Genomic DNA, 23481 nt, shown 5'->3' on the forward strand with positions numbered 1-23481 from the left:
GTCGTTTGGACTGATGTAAGCGGTCAGACTCAAAATCTGAATGTAAACATACAGGGTTCGATAATGATTTAACTCAAAAGTGAGCTTATTGCTCACTTTTTTGTGGGTGGTGAAAACCTGTGATTTTTCTATTAATTTTCCTATATAGTGGCGCTACACTATTCAGTATTTTTACTTAAAAAGGAATTTACGGCCTCAATGCATAACTTTCTAAAAAAAGGTTTATCTGCGGTTCGCTCTGTGGCTGATAAGGCTTCAGAAGAGTTAACGTCGGGTTATACCCTTGTTAAAGAAAAGGTAAACGGGCTGCCGATATTTATGTCGGCAGAACAATCGGGTAACTACGACGATACCGAATACGATGAGAAACACTACTTTGTTATCCCCTACGAGCTATCTGACTATAAATTTGCGTTACATACAATGCGGTGTTTACCAAACGGCGTACCAGAAATTAATAATCTTCCGAAAAAACGTATTTTCCATTTCCCGAACGAACATTCGGAAGAAATGCTTAAAGGTTTTATGCGTCAATCTGCTGAGACGTTGGTTAGGACTCGAAACGATGGAAAACTAAATAGTCTTGAATCGTTAGCCAACCAAATTGATTTACTTGATAAAAAGCTCACCTATGGCATGTTGTTAGTGGGTGGTCTGGCGGCGATTGTAAATCCTCTATTAGGGGCTGGAATAGCAGCTAAAGCACTCATACCGAGCGTTGGTGGCTTACTTAATAGATACGGACTGCGTCCCACGGGTGAAAAGCTTTCTCAGTATCAATTAGATAAATCGATAAAAGAAGCAGAAGCACATATTGCTAAGGAATTTGAAGGCGCGGATACCTTGCAAGTTATTAATCCGATCTTACAAGAATTAGAGTTTGCGCTAAGGACGACTCAATCACAACATGACCCGCTAACTGACCCAAGCCTTGCTGATGGCAGCATTAAAGAGTTGGACGATGATAGGTGGCGTGAGCTAACTGAAAAAGCGATTTGTCATGTTTATAAGGAGGTTTATGAAGACAGTAGGCTGCATAAACAAGCCTCACTTGGACCGGAAGATCTAAGATGGTTACAAACACTCTTTTATGTTCACGATAGAAACAACTAGTATCGAGCCTCTGGAACATATAATAAAACTATTAATTTCTTAGTAAATACCTAAAATGGCGGCCATTAAATTATTCTAAGTACCTGTTCTTAGTTCTTGAAATTAAATCCTAAAGTTTATACATGAAATTATTGAAGTCAGCTGTTCACCCTGAAATACGAGATCTTTCTGCCCCAACGTTTACCCGTAAAGCGGCACGCGCCATCGTGCTTAAGGGTGAAGATATATTGCTTCTTTACACCCAAAGATACCATGACTACACATTACCAGGGGGTGGCATAGATGACGGTGAAACCCATGTAGAAGGATTAATAAGAGAATTGCGAGAAGAAACCGGTGCTCATTCAGTAACTAATATTAAAGAGTTTGGTTTATATGAAGAATTTCGGCCATGGCACAAAAGTGACTTTGATATTGTCCACATGGAATCTTATTGCTTTGTGTGTGATATCGATAGTGAATTGTTGACCACAAAATTAGAACCGCACGAAATTCAAAATGGCATGACACCGGTTTGGATCAATATTTTTGATGCCATAAAGCATAATGAAGAAACCTTAGCGAGCAACCCTAAAAAAGGATTGTCTATTGTCAGAGAAACCTTTTTATTAAAACTTATTGTTAAGCAATTATTGGGATTACAAAACTAGTAAGGAAAACCACTGATTTACATCTTGCTTGAAATATAGTTAGTTGATTTCAATTGACTCTCCACGTTGGTCAACTTGATGCGACAGATTTGTGGTAGAAGGTGAAACGCCACTTTGGAGATAACTTGGGATATTTTCCACCTCTAACGGGCGAGAATGAAAATAACCCTGAAGATATTGCACTCCAAGTTTTTTAAGGGCATTGGTTTGTTTTTCTGTTTCGACACCTTCCGCGATGACCAAAAAGTTAAAAGAGTCTGCAATATTGATAACGGCAGTCACAATGGCTGCACCATTTGAATCCATTTTAGCGACAAATGAACGATCTATTTTGACCATATTTACCGCTAAATCTTGCAATACAGATAGCGATGAATACCCTGTTCCAAAGTCATCGATAGAGACTTTAATTCCCATTCTTTGAAGTTGTTTTATCAGGTTAGATGTCGAGTCGAAATCGGTAGCAAAAACTGACTCGGTTATTTCAAGATGTAATAATTCTGCCGGCAGCCCACTGTTTAAAAGAGCATTTTTAACAACATTGATAAAATTTTCATTTTGAAATTGGATTACTGAAACATTCACACAAACAGCTACGTTACTTCCTATGCCCCATTGGCTCGCGTGCTGACAAGCATGATTGAGTACCCAGGCGCCGATTTCGTGAATGAGGCCATATTGTTCAGCAATGGGAATAAACTCATCAGGTGGTATGTTTTCATCTTCATTTCGCCATCGAAGTAGGGCTTCAAATGCCGCTATTGTGTTATCTTCTGAGCGGATTATAGGTTGGTACACTATCCTGAGTTGGTGTTGTTCGATTGCTTTGGTCAAACCGTTTTTTAAACGTAACTCTTTGGAATAAAGTTTTTCCATCTGTTCTGAAAACACTCCAACGGTAGAGCGCATTTGCTTCTTTTGAAAATACATTGCCATGTCGGCTAATTGAATTAGGCGATCTTCAGTCGTCGCATGTTCTGGGTACAAAGCGATACCAATAGTTGCACCTACCGATAAAACACTGTTTTCAATTTTGTGGTGTTCAGACAGCTTTTCTATTAATTGTTTTGATTTTTCTATGGCACTTGATTGGCGGGTATTGGTAAACACGATAATAAATTCGTCACCGCCCCAACGACATAACAATTGTGACTCTAACGTATAGGCTTTAAGGCGATTGGCTGTTTTCTTTAGAATTTGGTCTCCAGCCTTATGCCCAATTGAATCATTTATTTTTTTAAAACCATCGAGGTCAATAAACAGCAATGAGAAGGGCTCTATTGGTTTAGATACCATCATTTTTAGCGCGTCTAAAAATGCCGTGCGGTTGTATAGCCCGGTAAGGGGATCCAAATTGGATAATTCATAGATTTTTTGAGTACGTTGTTTTACTTTTTCTTCCATCCGGTGCACTAAAACCGCGTTTTCATTTTTTAAAAATAATGCATTTCGCGTGAAATCAGCCGATTTTTTTGATGTTGCCAACATAACAAAGCCAAATGCTAAACCGAGGACACCGAGGAGTTGTAATGCCTCTATATCGGAAAAAAGTAAACCAATGGCGCCGGGGACGAGCAAAATAACCGGATAAAACATCGAAGTGTATTTGTGAGCCGCAAGTATCGTTGCCGCACCACCAGCCATTGAAGCGACAGTAATAACGGTGGTGGTCAATTCTATACCGCTACTATGTGTTGTGGCATAAACTAGATAAGTGGTCCATACAATAGCGGTTGAATTAACCCCGATAATAAACCGTGTGATTGCTTTTTTTCCGTCAAAGTCGGTGTTTTTTTCTTTAAAATTCCACCACATAGCATCAATAAATCGAAGAGAAAGGACGGCTGCCATTATCGGCCACCATACTGTTTTGAAATCGGCGGTTTGCGGGTTGTCAAAAGCAAAAACTAAAAAGCTGGAGGTGAGTAAAGTGATTAAAATGCCAGAAATGGCGTTACCATATAACAGCACAGCCGCGTCTTGTTCGACGTGCTTATTTAATTCCAAATTATTTTTGTTCAAAAAAACAATCTTACTTCTATTTAGACTATGACCTTAACCATAGCCTAAATTTAATAAAAAGCGCGTTTTGCATAATTAAAATGGCGGTTTTGTAAAAATATGCTATTCCATTGTATTTAGCACTATCTAAGTAGCCAGCTAAGTTGCAACTTTTGCCAAATTCCTTGCGGTGCAATAAGGGCTTTAATTGCGGTTTTACATTTGCGATGAAAGCCATCACATACGGTCATCCCCGCGACCACTTTATACCTATTTCTAAGTTCGTTAAGTTTGGGCTTTATTGCTAAAATGCTGTTGTGTTTTTCGCTTTTCGCTAAGTCAGACATAAGATTTAGCGCATCAAATATGTATTGTTCGGTGGCGATAAGCTCTCTTTGGTCAATTAAATTGAGCTCTTCGGGGACAATTTGATTTGTTTGGATCCAGTTATCGGCATGACTCCAAACTAACAAGTTATGCAAAGTGTGATCGGCATCTACTTGCAGTCCTTGATGAATAATTGGGCTGGCATCTTGGCCTCTGTCGAGCATTAATAAACAAACTGCGTAATTGTAAAACCCTGCCATTGGTAATTTAGATAGGTCGTCAATTCCATCAAATAAATGGACCACATTATAATAGTGACCTGCTTGAATATAGACATCCATTAGCCTCATGACTAACTGGTCATCTTGATGCAAACGAGACTTGTTATCTGCAATCATTTTATCGTCTGGTATTTCACTTTTTTCATGTAGATAGTCGAGAATGCTTGAAAATGCGCCGGCCCAACTGGGTTGCGATTGAATGGCCTCGATTTGTACGAGTAACTTATTAACCGGTTTGCGTTTATTATGCAGAAGAAACTTATCTGCCCATAAACTCGATTGCATGCGGCCACAATTTTCAAGTTGCAGACTCAACAGTTCGATGAGTTTTTCAGATGGAACATGAATGTTTAAACTTTTATATGCATGGTGCAAGGTGCCGTATATATCGCAGTGGTTGCTTATTAGCAACGTAAAGGCGTCAAGAGCTTCATCAATTTTATGAAGTTGGGTCAATACATTTACTTTCCTTGCGAGGGCAAAGTTTACCAAGCTAACTTTTTCATATTCAACTAAGCATGTCAGGGCAGCGTCAAACTGTGCCAAGTCGACTAATCGGTCGACGTAAGTCAGCATGATATATTCATCGCTCGGTGAAAGTTCATAAGCTCGTTTTAGACAATCCGTAGCTTCTTGTTTATCGCCGTAGGCTAAAATTTGTTCTCCTGCAACGCACAAAACGTCTGGGTCGTGTGGGTTTAGTGTAATGTGCCGTTGTGCAGCTTCAACCGCTCGTAATTTAGATTTATCGTCGTGTTCAATCAGTCGATCGAAAATGCCATAGAGTTTTTGCCAAGCTTGAATTAACCCACTTTTATTAAACAATAATTGATAGAGTACTGTCGCGGCCTCATCTTCTCTACCTGTTTGAGATAATAGTTCAGCTTTCGCGGTGGCTAATTCCACGGGCAATTGTTCTCCCCAGGGAGTTGAATTGAGTAGGTCTATCGCAGCGGTAAATTCACCTTGTCGTGTATATAATTGCGACAGTTGGGCGTAGCTGGACTCATCCATTGGATCGCATTGAATCGCCTGTTCAATGCAGCGCTTTTTAGTTTGTCTGTCATCGGCTAAAAAGGCTTTGAAACGCCATGTTGGTGCTAAATGTGGCTGATGAGTCGTGAGTTCATTTGCTAACTCGAATGCTTGCTCAGGCACCCCTAATTCGGCCGTTATTTCTTGAAGTTGCTCCCAGCCCCACGGGTAATCAATATTAAAACGAATGGCTTGTTTCAGATGGGTTAAGGCTTCTTGTTTTTTATTTAATTTTAATGCGTAATCAGCGTAAAAGCCATGCAGTATACCGTCAAGACTATTATGACTTAAGCAATCCGCTATGGTTTGCAATGCTTGATTTAAGTTGCCTTGTTTTTCGTATAGCTCCGATTGTTTTTTGGCAACTGTGTCCCAAGATGGATTTATCTTTAGTGCCTTTTTAGTGCTCTCTATCGCTGCTGAAATATCCCCAATGGCGAGCTCTATATCGGCTTGTTCACTGTACATTCTTGGAATTAGCGGAAACTTTTCCTGGCCGGTGTTAAGGATCTCAATGGCTTTATCCATCTTATGAAACTGACTGTAAAACTGCGCTGCGATGCAGTATGTAAACCACTCGTTGTGATAGCGAACTAACAACATGTCGACAAAATCTTGCAATTCACTTTCCGGCAGTAAGTGTTGTCCTTCATGCCAGTAATGCCAAATTCCACTGTCTATTGAATGTTGCTTTAAGAGCAATTGTTTAACAAAGGCGAGGGAGTTTTGCTTTTCTTCGCGACTCGAAGTGGTTGCCGTGATCAGCCAAAGAGCGGTGCTATTATCAACATCGATGTTTAACGCTTGTTTTGCTAGCTGTGTTGCTTGTTCGAAGTCGTTACAATAGTAATAACACTTAGCTAAAAACGCCGTTTGGAATGGTCCACAATTATGTCGTTGGTATGCTTCTTGTGCTTGTTTTAACGCTTCTGGATATTGATTTAATTGCAAATATGCATTGATTAACGTTTGATGCAAAAACCAATTGTCTGGTCGCAACGCTAACCCAGTGACTAGGTTATCAACAAGAAATTGAGGATCGTTATGCCAGTTGGCCGCATAGACATAAACAGATGAAATTTTAGGGTGTTGTTTAATGAGTGACTGTAACTCTAGATTGAGTTTTTCAGTTGCCCCAAATTTACTTAAACTCTGGAAATATAGGTTGGCAATGTCAGTGATAAAAGGGGCGTCAGAATATAACTGGTAATAACAGTTACAGGCTTGTTCCATCAATCCCTGTAATTCATTTAACCGGGCAGTTAATTTTACCCTTAGACGTTCGGATAGGACGTCTTTTTTACTTTCAATTAGTGCTTGTAAGGCTTCAATTTCTCCTACGTCGGCTAAGGCAAAGGCGAGTGTTGAAACCAAGTCACTGTCTTTTGGATGCATGGTTAACGCATTTTGCAGTACTTCAATTCCCTTGGCTTTTTGATTGATAATGCAATAGGCGTGGTAAAGTGAAATTGCGGGTGAGGCCGAACGTTCTTGATACTTTTCTACGCGTCTTTGTAACCAAGAAAGGGCACTTTCACTTTCACCTAAAATGTTGGCCATTTTAAAGTAGTTTTCTACATAAACCGCGTTAGTTTCGCTCATGCAGTGACTAATAAAGTAATATTCTTTGGCCTTTAAAAACTCTTGAATTGCCCAATAATAATTGCCGATAGAGTAGTAAACCGAAGCGCTTCTGCATCCAATAGTTTTTAATCTTAATAAAAGTTTCTCTACTAATTTGGGGTTTTCTGAAGTGTCACATATTTCATTAAATAGGGTTTCTGTAAGGTCGAGATTGTGATTTTTGTCTAAATAATCACTAAGCCACTTTAACGCGCCTTTACGGTCACCTAAGTCACGGATACAGAAATATTGTGAATTAAGTAATACGGTTTCATTTGGGGCTATGGCAAGTAATTTGTCGTTGGCGGATTGGATCAGTTTGGTATCGTTGAAAAAACACGCCAAATCGCGTTCCATAATTTGGGTCAAACGATGATCAGGCGCAATAGTTTTCATTTGCTCAAACACACTTGTCATTTTGTCAGCGTCTTGTACTTGCCTTGCGAGTTGATATTGATCTTGAATTGGGAATATGTGACGACAAGTTGTATCGATAAAATCTAATGTGTGACTGTTTTCTTTTGGCACAAAAGCCATGCAACGAGCGCCAAGAAACGATTCTTTTTCTATGGTTTCGTCTATCAACATTTCCTGCATCGCAGGCGAACTCGGATCCATGATATACATGCTGCCGTGGGGCAAATTATAGCCGATTACGGCTTGCATATGAGAGCTAAAGCCCGATGTGGTGACTAAAGCAAAAGGAATGTTTTGATCAATTAAGTTAATCAAAAGTGGCTTTGTTAATTCAAACTCTGCAAATGAAAAATCATGGTCTCTGAGCCATTGTCGTTCTTTGGTGTCTGGCGTGCCATCAAAACAAATATCTTCAGCGATAAGCTCAGAGTCATATTGCTTGCCAAAAAAACTCGCAATCGCTGCCATTGTAGTGGGTGCGCAAGTCAGGTGTTTTTGTCGGTAAAAGGGCACATCGAGAATTTTTTTACCAGCACTGACGTGTTCATTGATGTTTTCGTTTTGGTCAGTGTTTTGGTTAGTTTTGGCTCCTAATGCCGTTTGTTTAAACGTGTCTATGTTGCGACAAACCGCTTGCCAGTAGTACTGTTTACTTTGCTTTAACACCTGTTGGCCTTGTTCAGTGTCACCTTTTGCGAGTAAACACTGGCCATGTAATATTAAATAGTTGCGTTTGCTTTGACGGTCTTCTGCTATTTTTAGCGCATCATATTTTTGTAATGCGAGTTCACATTGTGGCCAATTTAAAAGTTCGGCGTAACTTGTTGCACAGTCTAACCACATTGACGCTGATTGAAATTTTGGCAGTTCACGCCAATAAATGTCGATCGCAAATTCTAGGCCTTTAGCGTGCTGAGCTGAATTAAAATAGGCACGTAAAGTTGATACTTTAGGCTCGGATTCATATAGGGATTTAGCGACATTATAAGCTTGTTCAAATTGATCCTGAGCAATGAGGTTTGAAATATGCAATATTTCAAACCAAGCCTTGTTATCGGTGACTTGCCGGCCTTTTTCTATTAGTTGTTCAGACTGTTCGTAGTTATGAAAAAGTCGTTGTAAAATGGCTTCAAATCCAATGATGTCATCTTCATCTTTGGGCTCGGTTATTTGGGATTTTGTCCGGTCAAAAAACTCTTTGGCTAATATGCAACCGTCTTTATTAAGTAAGTAGTACCAATGATCTTTAAGTTGTTCCGCTTTATCTGGAAATTGTCTATAGAGTTTTAGCGAGATGGCCTCAGCGTTTCTGTCCCCCCCTAAATGCGCATAAATGGCACTGGCAATTTTACGTTGCGCAATGAGTTGCCAACTGTCTATTGGCCCCCAGAGGTTTGTGCTAAACGTTAAGGCATCAGTGTAAAGACCTTGTTTCAATAACGCCTTAGTTTTTGTTACAGCAGTTTTTAATTGCTCATCTTCTTTTTCTACTGCAACTGTCGTCATTTACATTCCCTTAATCTTGACTTTAAACGCATAAAATAATTTTTGTTTGAGTGTATAGGTATTGCGAATAAATTAAAACATCAACTGATAAGTTAACCAGAACAATGCTTTAGCACTATAAAATATATGTTTTTGTTTGTTATAACGTCGTTTATGTAGAGTGTTTTTAAGGTGGGAAATGCATCTAGATTGAGTCGATATCGCCCATAGTTGACTCGTTGTATACCGGTAGGTACAATTTAAGCTCTTTGAATAAATAAGTTTGGGAACATTGTGGCGAGCGGCAGAAAAAAAGCATTTGATGAAAACACCGCCTTAAATGCTGCGATGGATGTTTTTTGGCAAAAGGGTTATGTAGGTGCGTCGTTAACTGACTTAACTCAACGTATGGGCATTAACAAGCCAAGCATGTACAGCTCGTTTGGCAATAAAGAAGCTTTATTTGTAAAAGCCACTCAGTGTTATCTCGATACTAAAATGAAACCCCATTTAGACTTGTTGTTTGCAGAGGGAGTTGGCCTTAAACAACGTTTAAAAAATCATATGATGTCGGTTGTATCGATGCAATGCAGCGATGACGGAGCCAAAGGCTGTTATCTCGTTTTATGCCAATCTGAACTCGAAAGCGGCGAAATTCCTGCAGAAGCTGAAACTTTGTTAAAACAAGCGGATGCAATACCAAAGCAAATTTTCACTGAATTATTTAAAACGGATCCGGAGTCAATAGAGCTTGGCCTGAACACTAAGGCGGCAGAGAATGCCTTGTGTTTGTACACGACGCTAAAAGGTACCGCAGCTATGGCCCGTTCAGGTGTCGATAAAGCTCAACTTGAATATAGTGTCGACGCTGTGCTTGCGGGCATAAGCACTCAGCTCCACTAGAATATTCATCTATTCTGTTGTTCGTTAACCCTGTTTTTATTATTTATGACCGCACCTAAGATTCAGTTGTGTTGAAATAGCGCCTCTAAGCTATTGACTATACAATCTGCCTCAATGCCCCAGGGATCAAATACAGCATTATCACTTCGTTTTACCCAAGCCGCCTGTAAACCAAAGGACTTAGCGCCGATAACATCAAACGGATTGCTCGATATCAACCAAGTTGATCCCGCTTTAGAGTTTGTTCGAGTTAATAAATGTTGATAGATATCTGGGTTTGGTTTGAATGTACTGATCTCATCTGCCGATACGATGTCGTTAAATAATGAATCTATTTGGGCATAGTTTAGTAAGCTTTCGACCGAACTACGCTCGCCATTAGAAAATGCGATTAACGTAAAGCGTTCACTGAGTCTCAACAGTGATTTTTTAACATCATCAAAAGCAGGCAAGGTTTTGTAACTTTGCAGTAACGAGTCTTGCTGCGCTTGGGTTAAATGAAGGTTTAAATGTTCACATGTGAAGGCTAAGGCGTCTTTGGTACAAATCGAGAAATGAACATATTGCTTCATTAGGCCTCGGCGAAAAGAATACTCGAGTTGTTTAGCTCGCCAAGTCTCTGAAAACACCATTGCATGCTCACCCATATAAGTTTCTAAAAGCGCTACAACGCCATGGGTATTAATTAACGTACCGTATACGTCAAAAGCAAGTGTTGGTTTCATCTTCTACCTCTTTTTAAAAGCGATTTACGCATAGTAATAGATTTAAATAGCGCTTTGTACTAATTCATCATTGACTTTATCGTACCGGTCGGTACAATTCGGGAAAATTATAATGTACCGGTCGGTATGAAAATGTTTTTGACGCTTATTATTAGGTCGAAGCTTCAGTCCGAGCCGTTCTATTCAAATCGCTAAAAATTAGGAATTATAATGACATCATTAACGATACATACAATTGAATCTTCACCTGCTGAAAGCAAGCCTGTATTAGAGCAGTCCGTAAAAACCAATGGCATGTTGCCAAATCTACACGGTGTTTTGGCATCTGCACCAAGTACATTAAAAGCCTATCAATCATTACATCAGTTGTTTATGGATTCGTCGTTTAACGCTGAAGAACTTACAGTTGTATGGCAGGGCATTAATGTGGAACACGGCTGCACATACTGTGTCCCTGCGCATACGGCGATTGCACATTCAATGAAAGTTGATCCAGCGATAACTGAAGCATTACGTAACCAAACGGCATTACCTACGGCAAAGTTACAGGCACTATTAGACATGACATTAATAATTGTCCGTCATAGAGGTCATGTCACTCCTGAAGAACTTGCTGCGTTTTATGCGGCAGGATACGGTGAGCAACAAGTGCTAGAAATCATTCTAGGCTTGTCTCAAAAAGTGATCAGTAACTATACAAATCACATTGCAAACACGCCACTAGATGCACCTTTTCAACCATTTGGTTGGGAAAAATCGTAAGCAACTTCCTTAAATGCGCTTTAAGTTGGTTTTATAAGGAAAGTGTTAATGGTGGATAAAGTGAAAATAGACATCATATCTGATGTTGTATGTCCTTGGTGCATTATCGGTTACAAAAATTTGCAACAAGCAATTGCCGAGTTGGATGTTGCAGATAGGGTCGAGATACAGTGGCAGCCATTTGAACTCAATCCTGATATGCCACCTGAAGGGGAAGAGTTACGGGCCCACTCAGCAAGAAAATACGGCTCAACGCCACAAAGCAGTGCTCAGTTTAGAATTGATATGACAAACCGTGGCAAGGAAGTTGGTTTCAGTTTTGACTATTTCGATAATATGAAGATAGTTAATACTCGCGAAAATCACATTTTGTTAGAGTACGCCAAAGAGTATGGCTTACAAACCGAGCTGAAATTACGTTTGTTCTCTGCATTTTTTTCCGAGCACAAAGACGTGTCAGACCGTGATGTGCTTAGAAGAGAAGCTGCTGCCGTTGGTTTAAATGCTGACGAGGCGATGGCAACATTAGACAGTGACGACGCGATTCAAGCGGTTATAGAGCATGAAAAATTTTGGCAAGGTATTGGTGTGACGTCCGTACCTACGTTTGTCTTTAATCAATCGAGTGGCATTGCAGGTGCCCACCCTGTAGAAACATTCAAAAGTTTTCTCGCAAAAGAACTTAATATTAGCAATTAACATTGCTGTGTTAGTGACTTATGATAGCTGACATAAGTAAAAGGCCGCTTACAGAGCGGCCTTTTTAATGCTAGTTTTAGTTAACTCTACTTTTTAAACACGACGTCATTCGTGTTTAAAGCCTCAAAACCTCAAAACCTCAAAACCTCAAAACCTCAAAATGCCGCTTGAATTATACATACACGCCGAACAATAAGACATTGACACTCTGTATGAAAAACATACAATCGAAGTGGCAACCAGTAAGGAAACTAATATGAAAAACAGATGGAGTTTAGTCGTACACGAAGTCACAGAACAAACCGTAAATATTTGGTTGGGCACCTTGTTCCATGATTGCCGGAAACCTATCAAAGTAAACGTTAAGATCACCGATACAAACTCTCAACTCGTTGCTACCCAATCTGTTTTAAAAGCCGAATGGGAAAGACCATTTAGCGACATAAAATCCCAACGTTTCTGCAAGTTAGTCACCTTCGATGGGCTTTTACCTGGCCATGATTATGAAGTTGTCGTCAGTGAGGTGTTTGCTGATCCTAAAATACAAGCTGAAACCATGCTTTCAGCGGGCACCTTCACGACATTGCCTATGTCGATTGCAGATATGGTTAACGGATTTACTGTTGGGCTTGGCAGTTGTTTTTATGAAGAGTTTGATGGCGGACACGTTGGACTTGCCTACGAAACCTTAGTTAAATTTGATGAGTCTACGTACAGACCTCATATTAAATTTCTGACCGGCGACCAAGTTTATTTAGATATTGGTTGGGATTCCCTCAGTGTGATTCCAAAAGAAATACGAGATCGTATTGCAAACGATTATGCGCTGCATTGGCAGGCGTTAAGAGGCGCATTTAGGAATGGGGCAACGTGGTTCTTGTCGGACGATCATGAGTTTTGGAATAACTACCCGCTGGTGAAAGGGTTGTCACCGTTTATCCAGGCTTTGAAGATCCCATCGGTAAAAGACGCGTGGCGAAAAACCGCTAAAGATGGGGTTAAAAATGTGCAGCGAAGTCAACCTGTTCGAGTGTTTACCATCGCTAATGAATTGTCATTTTGTCTGGCTGATCTTCGAGCTTATCGTACGACAAGAAACATAATGCCGGAAACCTATTTTAAAGACATTCTAAATTGGGTGAAGGGGTTAACCTGTCCGGGCGTATTGGTTTTGTCTCAGCCACTTATGGTAAAACAGTCGGGAAATGACGATAGAAATTTTGTGTATTATGAAAAGCAATACAAAAAACTCATAAAAGCGTTACATGACGCAGAACATGACGTTGTGGTGCTTAGCGGGGATGTACATCATGGCCGAATTTCAACAGTGGAATTTTCTAATCGCGATAATAAATTAATCGAAGTTGTCTCTTCTCCTATGTCGAACTTGTCCGGTATGAGCAGTATTGCAACCAGCGACATTACACGAAGCTCCAGACTCAAAAACTTCCCCCCGATAACGGTGCAAGGTGTTGAAAACTGTAAAATTAGTTATGAAACTCCCTGGAAAGTCACATCTGAATATAATTTGTTTGATATACGTTATTTAAATCGTCGAACCAAAGAGCACTTTTGTACACTAAATTTTGTTAAAAGCAGCGCTGGTGAGTTAACGGTTACTGTGCGTGCGTGGTTAGTTCGCGAAAAAGATCGTAAAACAGGTTTACCAAAACAAGATTGGTTGAAAAAGCCGATGGTATTTACATTGACCTAACCTAAACCATAACTAATAAATTAGTGGCTACGCCTTTGTTTATAATAACAGGGGCTTCACAAAGTATGCTTTTAAGTAATCGATTAACAACCTTAGCTTTTTTGAGTCAGCGCCGCCGGGTGGAAATACGCCGTAGACATTAATATCGTTCATCGCATAATCGTCTAATACGGAAATAAGCGAGCCTTGTTGAATTTTGGGCTTAGCATCATATATTGGAATTCGAGCGATCCCGTGTCCACCTTCCACAAAGGCTGTTCTTGCAGCGGCATTATTTGTGTTTATTGAGCCTTTCATTTCAATGCTAAACGACCGTGTGCCCTTGGTTAACTCCAAAGTGCCAGAGGTCAGTTTATAGATAACCCATTGGTGTTTATCAAGATCTGTCGGGTGTGTAGGAATACCAAACTTTTCAAAATAGGACGGTGCACCACAAAGGCAAGTACGAAGCGTAGATAGTTTTGTGGCTTGTAACCCTGAGTCAGCAAGCGGAGCGCCACGAATTGCCAAGTCTATGCCTTCTTTCATGATGTTCACAACTTCATCAGTTAACATGACATCGAGTTCGATTTTAGGGTAAAGGGTTTTAAACTCATTTAATGCCGGCACTATGGTTTGAAGTCCAACATTAACTGGACAGGTTATTTTAAGAAGACCCACAGGTTCATGTTTTAAGTTTTCGATTTGTTGATTGGCAGCGGAGGCTTGTTCGGCAATAACCCGGCAATGTTTATAGTAGTCGCTGCCGGCCTCGGTTAACGAGATGGTACGTGTTGACCGATTGAGCAATTTTATGCCCAAATGTGCCTCTAACTTTTTGATATGATAACTCACCACGGCACGAGATAGGCCCAGCCTTTTTGCCGCACCGCTTAGGGTGCCTTGCTCGATAACTTGGGCAAATACCACCATACTTTTTAGTTGATCAAACGAAATATCCAATGGGTTAGCTCACTTCATATATGCCATAGACAATTGAATTTAGATTGTATCATTTATTGATACAAAGATGTTTGTTTTGTCTGCATTGTCAGCTTTGTTTGTGTTCTGTAAGCTCTACCCAAGTTAATAGAACTAACAAGAACAACGATACAAAATAGTTTGTTATTCGTTTTCAAAAAGTGAACACATAGAGGCTCAACATGACTGCAAAAAAAATATTAATGGTACTTACTTCGCATGCGGATTTAGGCAATACAGGCGAAAAAACAGGTTTTTGGGTTGAAGAATTTGCTGCACCATATTACGCATTTATTGATGCGGGTATTGAAGTGACATTAGCGTCGCCATTAGGCGGGCAACCACCGATTGATCCAAAAAGCGAATTAGATGACTTCCAAACCCCTGCAACAATCAAATATTATGCAGACAAGGCAACACAGGACGTTGTTGCGAGCACGCACGTATTAGCTGATGTTAATGCAGAAGATTACGACGCGGTGTTCTACCCTGGCGGTCACGGTCCATTATGGGATCTAACAGATAATAACGATTCCATTAAATTGATTGAAAACTTTCTTGCTGCAAATAAACCGGTTGCGGCGGTTTGCCACGCAACGGCAGCACTTTTAAACGTTAAAGATGCTACTGGTGCATATGCGATTAAAGGAAAAGCGGTGTCAGGCTTTACAAATACTGAAGAAGACGCTGTGCAACTTACCGATATTGTTCCATTTTTGTTAGAAGATGAATTAATTAAACGTGGTGGCGACTACCAAAAGGTGGCTGACTGGAATGCGTTTTCTGTTCAAGATGGTTTATTTATCACAGGTCAAAATCCAGCAAGTTCGGTACTAGTGGCACAGAAGCTGTTAAGTACAATTGTTTAATTACCGTTTGGACATAACCACGTTATTTCTAAAATAGTTAAATAAAAGTGATCATTTTTTCGCTTAGCTAACTACCTATGTTGTATATAGTTAAGCGCTTTATTTTTCCATGCAGCTGACTCAACTTAATTGCGTTGCATTACCCTAAAAGAAAAGGAATTAGCCTTGTTAAATTTTAGTTTCCAAAACCCAACAAAAATTCATTTTGGCGAAGGTCAAATCGCTAAGATCACTAAAGAAATTCCAGCAGATGCTAAGGTTTTATTAGTATACGGCGGTGGTTCGATAAAAAGTAATGGTGTTTACGACCAAGTTGTCACGGCATTAGCTAATCACACATGGTTTGAGTTTTCCGGTATCGAACCAAACCCAAGCTACGACACATTAATGAAAGCACAAAATATCATCAAACAAGAAAGTATTGATTATTTACTGGCTGTTGGTGGTGGATCTGTTGTCGACGGTGCTAAGTTTATTTCAGCTGCCGCTTTATTTGAAGGCGACGATCCCTGGGACATTCTTGTTAAACAATCACCTGTAAATAACGTTTTACCCATTGGCGCAGTGTTAACTTTACCGGCAACGGGTTCTGAAAGTAATGGTAATTCTGTTGTGACACGTGATGGGAATAAAATACCATTCTCAAGCCCGTTATTACGCCCGCAGTTTGCTGTACTAGACCCTACGGTGACATTGTCGTTGTCTGACCGTCAGATCAGTAACGGTGTAGTAGACGCATTTGTGCATGTAATGGAGCAATATTTAACATACAGCGTAAATGGCAAGGTTCAAGATCGTTTCGCAGAAGGTTTATTATTGACTCTAATCGAAGAAGGGCCAAAAGCATTACAAGCAGATACGAAAGAAGACTTAGAAATTCGCGCTAATATTATGTGGTCCGCGACGATGGCGCTAAATGGCCTCATTGCGGCTGGTGTGCCACAAGACTGGTCTACTCATATGATAGGTCACGAGTTAACTGGTGGTTTTGGTATTGACCACGCAAGAACCTTGTCAATTATTCTTCCTGCCGTTATGAAAGTTAAGCGAAATGAAAAACGTGAAAAACTCATTCAATATGCTGAGCGAGTATGGTCGTTGTCGGGTAATGACGATGCTGCAAAAATTGATAAAGCTATCGAGTTAACCGAAGACTTCTTTAAACGTATGGGTGTACCAACTCGCCTATCGGATGTCGACATTAACGAAACACACGTTGATGGCATTATAGATAAGTTAAAACAACATGGCATGGTTCAACTTGGCGAACACGGTGATATTACATTGGATGTCAGTCGTGAAATTGTCGAGTTAGCGCTTTAGTTTAAAACATACGAATTATTACATTATTGCGGCCGAGCCAATCTTAGAATTGGCCTCAAATAAATAGGTTACTGATTGTCTGTCATAAAGCAAAACCGTCACTTAGTAACCTAACGACTCATTAGATAGAGAGATTAATATGAACGAATTAAATTCAGTACTTTATACCGCGGAAGTTACCACAACAGGTGGCCGTGACGGCGCTTCTAAATCAACTGACGGCCACTTAGATATTTCTTTGTCGACGCCAAAAGGCCTCGGCGGACTTGGCGGCGAAGGCACGAACCCTGAACAATTGTTTGCTGCGGGTTATTCTGCATGTTTCATCGGCGCACTTAAAGTTGTTATGGGCCAGGCAAAAATTAAGTTTCCTGAAGATGGCTATGTAAATGCAAAAGTATCTATTGGTCCAATTACTCAAGGTTTTGGTATTGAAGCAGAACTCAACATTTCTTTAGGTAATATTGATAAAGAAACAGCGACGGCATTGGTCGAAAAAGCGCATGTTGTTTGTCCTTATTCGAATGCAACACGTGGCAATATTAAAGTTACGTTAAACGTTTTATAAATAACTGGCTATGAGGGATTTTTTTGATGACGTTAGATAACCAATCAGCAACGGCCAATCGTCAGATTGTATTGGCATCACGCCCGTTTGGCGCACCAACAACTGACAATTTTAAAACGGTATTAACTGACCGACCTACGCCTAAAAGCGGAGAGGTTTTGTTACGTACCGTTTATTTGTCACTTGACCCGTATATGCGTGGCCGAATGAATGATGCAAAATCCTACGCCGACCCTGTTGCAATAAATGGTGTGATGGTCGGCGGCAGTGTGTGTCGTGTTGAAGAGTCTCATCATGCTGACTTTAATCAAGGTGATTGGGTTGTTGCATATGGTGGCTGGCAAGATTACAGCATCTCCGATGGTGACAACTTGCTTAAACTTGATGATACGATCACTAACCCTTCATATGCGTTGGGCGTATTGGGTATGCCTGGTTTAACTGCCTATATGGGATTGTTAGATATAGGTCAACCAAAGGCCGGTGAAACCGTAGTCGTCGCAGCCGCGTCTGGTGCCGTTGGCAGTTTAGTAGGGCAGATAGCTAAGATCAAAGGTTGTCGAGTCGTTGGTATTGCTGGTGGCGCAAAGAAGTGCCAATACGTAGTCGATACGCTTGGATTTGATGCCTGTTTAGATCATTACTCAGATGAATTACCACAACAACTCGCAAATGCATGCGGTGACGGTATCGATGTGTATTTCGAAAATGTTGGCGGTAAGGTCTTTGACGCAGTATTGCCTTTACTTAACTCAAGTGCACGTATTCCGCTGTGTGGTCTTATTTCACAATACAATGCCACGGAATTACCAAGTGGACCTGACCGTACCTCGGCATTGATGGGCGCATTACTTGTTAAGCGCATTAAGATGCAAGGGTTTATCGTATTTGATGACTATGGTCATAGATACAATGAATTTAGCGAGGCGATGGCCAGCTGGTTATCTGCGGGTAAAATTCAGTACAAAGAACATTTGGTGGAAGGATTCGAAAATACGGTATCGTCATTTATCGGTTTGCTTGAAGGTAAAAACTTTGGCAAGTTGGTGGTTCGTATTGGCCCTGACAACCTAAGTTAACTTAAATTTTAAATGGATGCCTTTACTTTAACAGTAAGGGCATTTTGTTTGTATGAATCAAAATATAGACCAGTTAACGGCTATATAAGCTAAGGGAAAGTTATGATAACGGTACATCATTTAAATGCGTCACGTTCAAAACGTGTTCTGTGGTTACTCGAAGAGTTGCAGTTACCTTACGACGTGGTAAAGCATCAGCGGGACCCGGTAACACAATTGGCTCCTGATAGTTTAAAACAAGTTCATCCTCTTGCAAAAGCGCCGGTCATTGTCGATGGTGAGCTAACACTTTGTGAATCAGGTGCGGTTATGGAATACCTATTAGACCAAGACCCACAAAACCGATTACGTCCGGTTGCCCGTTCGCAGGAATATTATCATTATTTAGAATGGTTACACTTTGCTGAAGGCTCATTAAGCCTCCCCGTGATTACGTCTTTATTTATGACGATGGAAGGGCGCGACGGCACTAAACCAATGGATGGTTATATCGCTAAAGAAATTGCCCTCGATTTTTCTTATATTGAATCGACGTTAACCCAACGTCCTTATTTTGCCGGCGATAACTTTACCGCGGCAGACATCATGATGACAATTATGTTAGAAATTGCCGGTAAGCGAGGCATGTTAGAGGGACGTACTAATACATTGGCCTATTTAACAACGATGCAAAGCAGGGCCGCCTATCAAGCGGCGTTTAGCCAAGGCTAAAATTAAAGGCTAACTTGCATTGAAGTGCCTAATCAATCATTAGGCACGTTATCTCGGTTTACTGCTGTAATTTCGGTAAAAAGTGTCTGTGTTGGGCAGTATTATCACCCTTGTTATTCTCAGACCTAATATTATGCACCGGTTCAAAAAATAGCCAATTTTGAATTGTGAATACCGTATAATTCACATCCTCATTTTTTATCTTTTGTACCTTCTTATAGAAGTAACAATTTTAGTTTTTTTCATTTTAATTTAATGGTTAACAACAAGCTAGATTACATTTTCAGGTATTACACTTACGATGTATATTGAATATTTAGATTGTTGTTTTGTTAGTCGGTTTGTTTTCTTCCTTGATTGTGCGATTAACGTCAATTGGGCTGAAAAAAAGCCGTAAATATCATTTAAAAAACTAAAAGGGGCTTTGTATTAAAATAAAAACCAACTAATTTGTGAGATACCTTGCTGGCATTAGAAGTGGTTGTTACAAACCTATTGTTAGATGATGCAGACGAGAATGCAAAGATATTTCCTTCCGACATTAATCTACTTTATTGATTTATATACTCTTAGCAACAAAGTAGAACCACAACGAACGGTTTCCTTAGTCATATTTTATTATCCTATTACGTAAATTAGTTGTAATGAAATAGACCAATAATCAAAATTGTTTTTAATATTAGTCGTTTATATTTAACTAAAAATAGTTATTGAAATGAGGTTAATTTTAGTTTAGCTTTATCGATGGAATAAATAAACCGGTTCATTCTTTTGATTTTAGGATTGAATCGGATTTTTTTGCATAACTAAATGAACCGGTTCATTTGTGTGGTGTGAAAAAATTGTATCTACGGGGAGATTACCAACCTCATTATTGTTAGGTTGGTAAATATAAAAATAAAAAGAGGAATAACAATGAGTGTGTTATTAAAAAATAAATCTGTGGGGGCATTGATAGTAGCAGTGTCGCTGTCAGGACTTCTTAGCGGTTGTGGGATCGAAGAAGCAAAATTAAATACTGATACTGTTGAATATACACCAGAAGAGAGACCACTTGGTGTAATCGCTGGTGAAGGCGCTGAATACGAACCTGGAAGTAAAGTGTTGCTTTCTGGTCGTCTTGTTGGAACAGTAACGGACCAAACAGTTTTATGGACGCAAACCGCAGGTACACCTATCACAGGTATTACCGATTGGTCGTCAACTGAGCTCTCTTTTATTGCACCAAATATCCTTGGTATAGAATCATTTACGTTTGAAATTTCTGCTCGTGAAAGTGACGGCACTGCAGCTGTTGATGCTGACGGAAATCCTTTAGTTGATATTATAGAAATTGTGGTCTTTGACCCTGCAACAAAAGTTTTTTACGAAGTTGAAGATGACAGTATCGCGACGTTAGCTGGTGTTGAACTTGTATCTGCAGGTGAAGATGGATATTTAAATGGCGCGTCGGGATCTCATACCCTCGATATCATTCCCGGGGCATCAGTTACCTATAACATTACTATGGAACAAGATACGTTTGTTACCTTGTATGCCGCATTTGGTATTCCAGCATCGGGTTATGGCAGTAAAAATGCGGTAATTACGGTAAACGGGGTAGGTAATGAATTTACCGTAGATGCGACTGGTAATTTTTCTGAATACCGCATTGGGGTTGTTAAGTTAAATGCTGGTAATAATGTTATTGAGGTCAGCGATGGTTGGAATTATTACCGTTTTGACTACTTGATGACAGTCCCAGCAGCACAGCCTGCCGGTCCATTAGCCGTACCTGCTGATTTGGTTAACCCCAATGCAACAGCAGCAACGGTTAGTTTAATGGAGTATTTAACCTCTAACTACGGAACGGCTACGTTATCTGGTCAAACAGAATACCCTACGCTTGTGGATGGGCATTTCCCGTTAACTGAATTTGATAAAATTGTAACTGCGACAAATGATGATGCGCCTGCAATTGTTGCGTTCGATTATCTTGATTTTTCTGCTACACGAGCATCACATACATCACCTCAAGGTCTTACTGAAGACATGATAGCCGCACACAATGATAAAAATGTCATATTGTCGGCGTTATTCCACTGGAATGCGCCAACTGATATTGATGAAGAAAATTGGTGGCAGGGTTTTTATACTCAATCTGAAGGTTATCCAAATGGTACAACATTTGATTTAGCTGCGGCGCTTGCTGATAAAACGGGTGCGAATTACGCTGCGCTAATTGCTGATATCGACACGGTTTCGTTAGAGCTTAAAAAGTTTACGACGGATATGGATATTCCAATTTTATGGCGTCCATTACACGAAGCAGAAGGTGGTTGGTTTTGGTGGGGGGCTGCTGGTCCAGATGCATTAAAAGAATTATGGATCATCATGTATGACCGTATGACTAATCATCACGGCCTTAACAATTTGATATGGGTTTATACCCACGCCAGGGATCTCGATACTGAGTGGTATCCAGGTGACATGTATGTCGACATTGTAGGTTATGACGGTTATGCCGAACCAACTAATAATGCCAGCGACAGTTTTCAAAGCCAATATTCCAAACTTAAAGATCGTCACAATGGCAAAAAACTTGTTGCACTAACAGAGACTGGCACAATTCCAGACATTGCAGTCATGCACGAGCAAAACGCCTGGTGGTCATTCTTTATTACGTGGAATTCTAATATTTGGGAAGAAGGCGATGACATCGGTCCTGATGGCGCGGAGGCGACAATTATTGACGCAAACTATGCCTATGAAGGTGTTATTAACTTAGCGGATATCCCAGGTGGAAGAAGCAAAACAGAAGCAGGATTGTTCGAGGGTTTTGAAGTAAGCACGGCTAATTTTGAAGCACAAATCAATTGGTCCCCAACAACAGGTATTGCAACTAGTGATAAGTGGGCAGCAAGTGGTACTCGCGCATTAACCTTAGTTAAAGACTTAAGTGCAGAGGCTGAATTACCAACGGGTGTGATGTTCCAAATGTATCCAGCTGGTGGTTTAGATGTTACTGATGTCACTGCGATTAAAGTGAGCGGAAACGCCATAAATTCAGGTGCTGGTACAACGATTAAGTTCTTTATTAAGCATGGAGATGACTGGGTTTGGGTTGACAGTGGTGCGGTTTCAGTTGTTGACGGTGGTGTTGAAATAGAAATCGACGTGACTGAATTTGACTGGTTAGCGGGCTTCGGCTTCCAAATTGAAGGGTTTGAAGCGACATCAACTGCTGCTGAATTCTACTTAGATAATGTACGCCTAGACGACACAGTTATTTACGATTTTGAACCTGATACATCAGGCTTTGAAAGCCAAATAAACTGGAGTGGTGTACCTGGTCTAACTGTAACGTCTGATTGGTCTGCAAGTGGCAACAAAGCATTAACGATGATCAAAGATCTTAGTGTGCTTACAGAGCCTACCGGCGCAATGTTCCAAGCATACCCAGAAGGTGGTATCGACGTTAGTGATGTGACGACAGTAAAAGTTAGTGGTCATGCTATTGGTGCCGGTGTGGGCGTGACGGTAAAACTGTTTGTTAAACATGGTGATGACTGGGAATGGGCAGATAGTGGCGCAGTAACAATTATTGACGGTGGTGTAGAGCTTACTGTTGATGTTACTGAATTTGATTGGTTAGCCGGACTTGGATTCCAATATGAAGGCATAGACGCTTCAGCTACAGACGCACGCTTTTATCTTGATAACGTCCGTTTAGACGACAAAGTTATATACGACTTTGAAGGGACAAATAATTGGGAGTTCCAAGTTAACTGGACACCAACAGCAGGTTTGCTGTTAGCAACTGATTGGGCAGCACAAGGAGAAAATTCTCTTGTTGGAACAGCACAGTTAGTTGATGGCGACGATGACGTGATTTTACAAACTTACCCAGCAGGTGGTTTGTTATTAGGTGACGTAACCATGTTAAAGGTCACGGCGCTGGCCGCTAATGCAGGTGATGCCGTTCAAGTACAGCTATTTGCAAAAGACAAAGAGGGTGTCTGGCGCGACAGCGGTGCAGTTGACTTAGCATCAACTGGAACTGAACTGATGTTAGATATTAGTGATATGGGCGAGATTAGTGGATTTGGTGTTCGATTTATGGGAGCGGTGAACAACGCAACTGAGTCGAAATACTATGTCGACAACATTACGTTTGAGTAATCCCTAACACCGTTAAAAATAATAAATATAAGTAGTGGTAATGCCGGGGAAATATCGTGGATATTCCCCCCAACC

At 40.4% G+C, this 23481-nt stretch carries 16 protein-coding genes; 12 read left to right on the plus strand and 4 right to left on the minus strand.

From position 1 onward, the window contains the following. Nucleotides 1-198 precede the first annotated feature (198 nt). Complete coding sequence (locus Q4575_RS00060) at nt 199-1113, plus strand: hypothetical protein (protein WP_252736536.1); 915 nt, start codon at nt 199-201, stop codon at nt 1111-1113. Between the two features lie 122 nt (nt 1114-1235). Then, entirely contained in the window at nt 1236-1763 is a 528-nt protein-coding gene (locus Q4575_RS00065; protein WP_303520902.1) for an NUDIX hydrolase, read from the plus strand. A gap of 39 nt (nt 1764-1802) precedes the next feature. Here the strand turns inward: Q4575_RS00065 and Q4575_RS00070 are convergent, their stop codons facing one another. Together Q4575_RS00070 and Q4575_RS00075 are read right to left on the minus strand one after the other, a co-directional pair. Further along, nucleotides 1803-3785, minus strand: coding sequence for a bifunctional diguanylate cyclase/phosphodiesterase (locus tag Q4575_RS00070; protein WP_303520904.1), 1983 nt, complete (start codon nt 3783-3785; stop codon nt 1803-1805). 122 nt (nt 3786-3907) lie between these two features. Further along, the gene (locus Q4575_RS00075; RefSeq protein ID WP_303520906.1) at nt 3908-8953 is read right to left on the minus strand and encodes a C39 family peptidase; all 5046 of its coding nucleotides are present in this window, start codon (nt 8951-8953) and stop codon (nt 3908-3910) included. A 273-nt stretch (nt 8954-9226) separates the two neighbouring features. Between Q4575_RS00075 and Q4575_RS00080 the strand changes: the two genes are divergently transcribed. Then, a complete protein-coding gene (locus Q4575_RS00080; RefSeq protein WP_303520908.1) occupies nt 9227-9835 on the plus strand; it encodes a TetR/AcrR family transcriptional regulator in 609 nt (202 codons plus the stop codon). Between the two features lie 62 nt (nt 9836-9897). Here the strand turns inward: Q4575_RS00080 and Q4575_RS00085 are convergent, their stop codons facing one another. Next, on the minus strand, nt 9898-10560 hold the full coding sequence (locus Q4575_RS00085) for a haloacid dehalogenase type II (RefSeq protein ID WP_215963080.1): 663 nt from the start codon (nt 10558-10560) through the stop codon (nt 9898-9900). 210 nt (nt 10561-10770) lie between these two features. Between Q4575_RS00085 and Q4575_RS00090 the strand changes: the two genes are divergently transcribed. The 3 genes from Q4575_RS00090 (at nt 10771) to Q4575_RS00100 (ending at nt 13735) form a co-directional block, all read left to right on the plus strand. After that, nucleotides 10771-11322, plus strand: a complete 552-nt coding sequence (locus tag Q4575_RS00090; protein ID WP_215963081.1) for a carboxymuconolactone decarboxylase family protein — start codon at nt 10771-10773, stop codon at nt 11320-11322. A 48-nt stretch (nt 11323-11370) separates the two neighbouring features. After that, nucleotides 11371-12021 (plus strand): DsbA family oxidoreductase, encoded by a 651-nt coding sequence (locus tag Q4575_RS00095; RefSeq protein ID WP_303520911.1) that lies wholly within the window; start codon nt 11371-11373, stop codon nt 12019-12021. Nucleotides 12022-12277: 256 nt separating this feature from the next. After that, a complete protein-coding gene (locus tag Q4575_RS00100) occupies nt 12278-13735 on the plus strand; it encodes a hypothetical protein (RefSeq protein WP_303520912.1) in 1458 nt (485 codons plus the stop codon). A gap of 39 nt (nt 13736-13774) precedes the next feature. Here the strand turns inward: Q4575_RS00100 and Q4575_RS00105 are convergent, their stop codons facing one another. Then, nucleotides 13775-14677, minus strand: a complete 903-nt coding sequence (locus tag Q4575_RS00105; RefSeq protein WP_303520913.1) for a LysR family transcriptional regulator — start codon at nt 14675-14677, stop codon at nt 13775-13777. A 200-nt stretch (nt 14678-14877) separates the two neighbouring features. Here Q4575_RS00105 and Q4575_RS00110 point away from each other — a divergent pair, with 200 nt between their 5' ends. The 6 genes from Q4575_RS00110 to Q4575_RS00135 all read left to right on the plus strand — a co-directional run bounded on the left by Q4575_RS00110 (nt 14878) and on the right by Q4575_RS00135 (nt 23406). Then, nucleotides 14878-15564, plus strand: coding sequence for a type 1 glutamine amidotransferase domain-containing protein (locus Q4575_RS00110; RefSeq protein ID WP_303520915.1), 687 nt, complete (start codon nt 14878-14880; stop codon nt 15562-15564). A 165-nt stretch (nt 15565-15729) separates the two neighbouring features. Next, entirely contained in the window at nt 15730-16887 is a 1158-nt protein-coding gene (locus Q4575_RS00115) for an iron-containing alcohol dehydrogenase (RefSeq protein WP_303520917.1), read from the plus strand. Nucleotides 16888-17026: 139 nt separating this feature from the next. After that, nucleotides 17027-17455 (plus strand): organic hydroperoxide resistance protein, encoded by a 429-nt coding sequence (locus Q4575_RS00120; protein ID WP_215963087.1) that lies wholly within the window; start codon nt 17027-17029, stop codon nt 17453-17455. Nucleotides 17456-17481: 26 nt separating this feature from the next. After that, nucleotides 17482-18534, plus strand: a complete 1053-nt coding sequence (locus Q4575_RS00125) for an NADP-dependent oxidoreductase (protein WP_215963088.1) — start codon at nt 17482-17484, stop codon at nt 18532-18534. A 102-nt stretch (nt 18535-18636) separates the two neighbouring features. After that, nucleotides 18637-19245: a glutathione S-transferase family protein gene (locus Q4575_RS00130; RefSeq protein WP_272179516.1), complete on the plus strand. Its 609-nt coding sequence runs from the start codon at nt 18637-18639 to the stop codon at nt 19243-19245. Nucleotides 19246-20160: 915 nt separating this feature from the next. Beyond that, a complete protein-coding gene (locus Q4575_RS00135) occupies nt 20161-23406 on the plus strand; it encodes a glycosyl hydrolase (protein WP_215963090.1) in 3246 nt (1081 codons plus the stop codon). Nucleotides 23407-23481 lie beyond the last annotated feature (75 nt).

Source organism: Psychrosphaera sp. 1_MG-2023, from assembly GCF_030548245.1.
Classification (GTDB): domain Bacteria; phylum Pseudomonadota; class Gammaproteobacteria; order Enterobacterales; family Alteromonadaceae; genus Psychrosphaera; species Psychrosphaera algicola.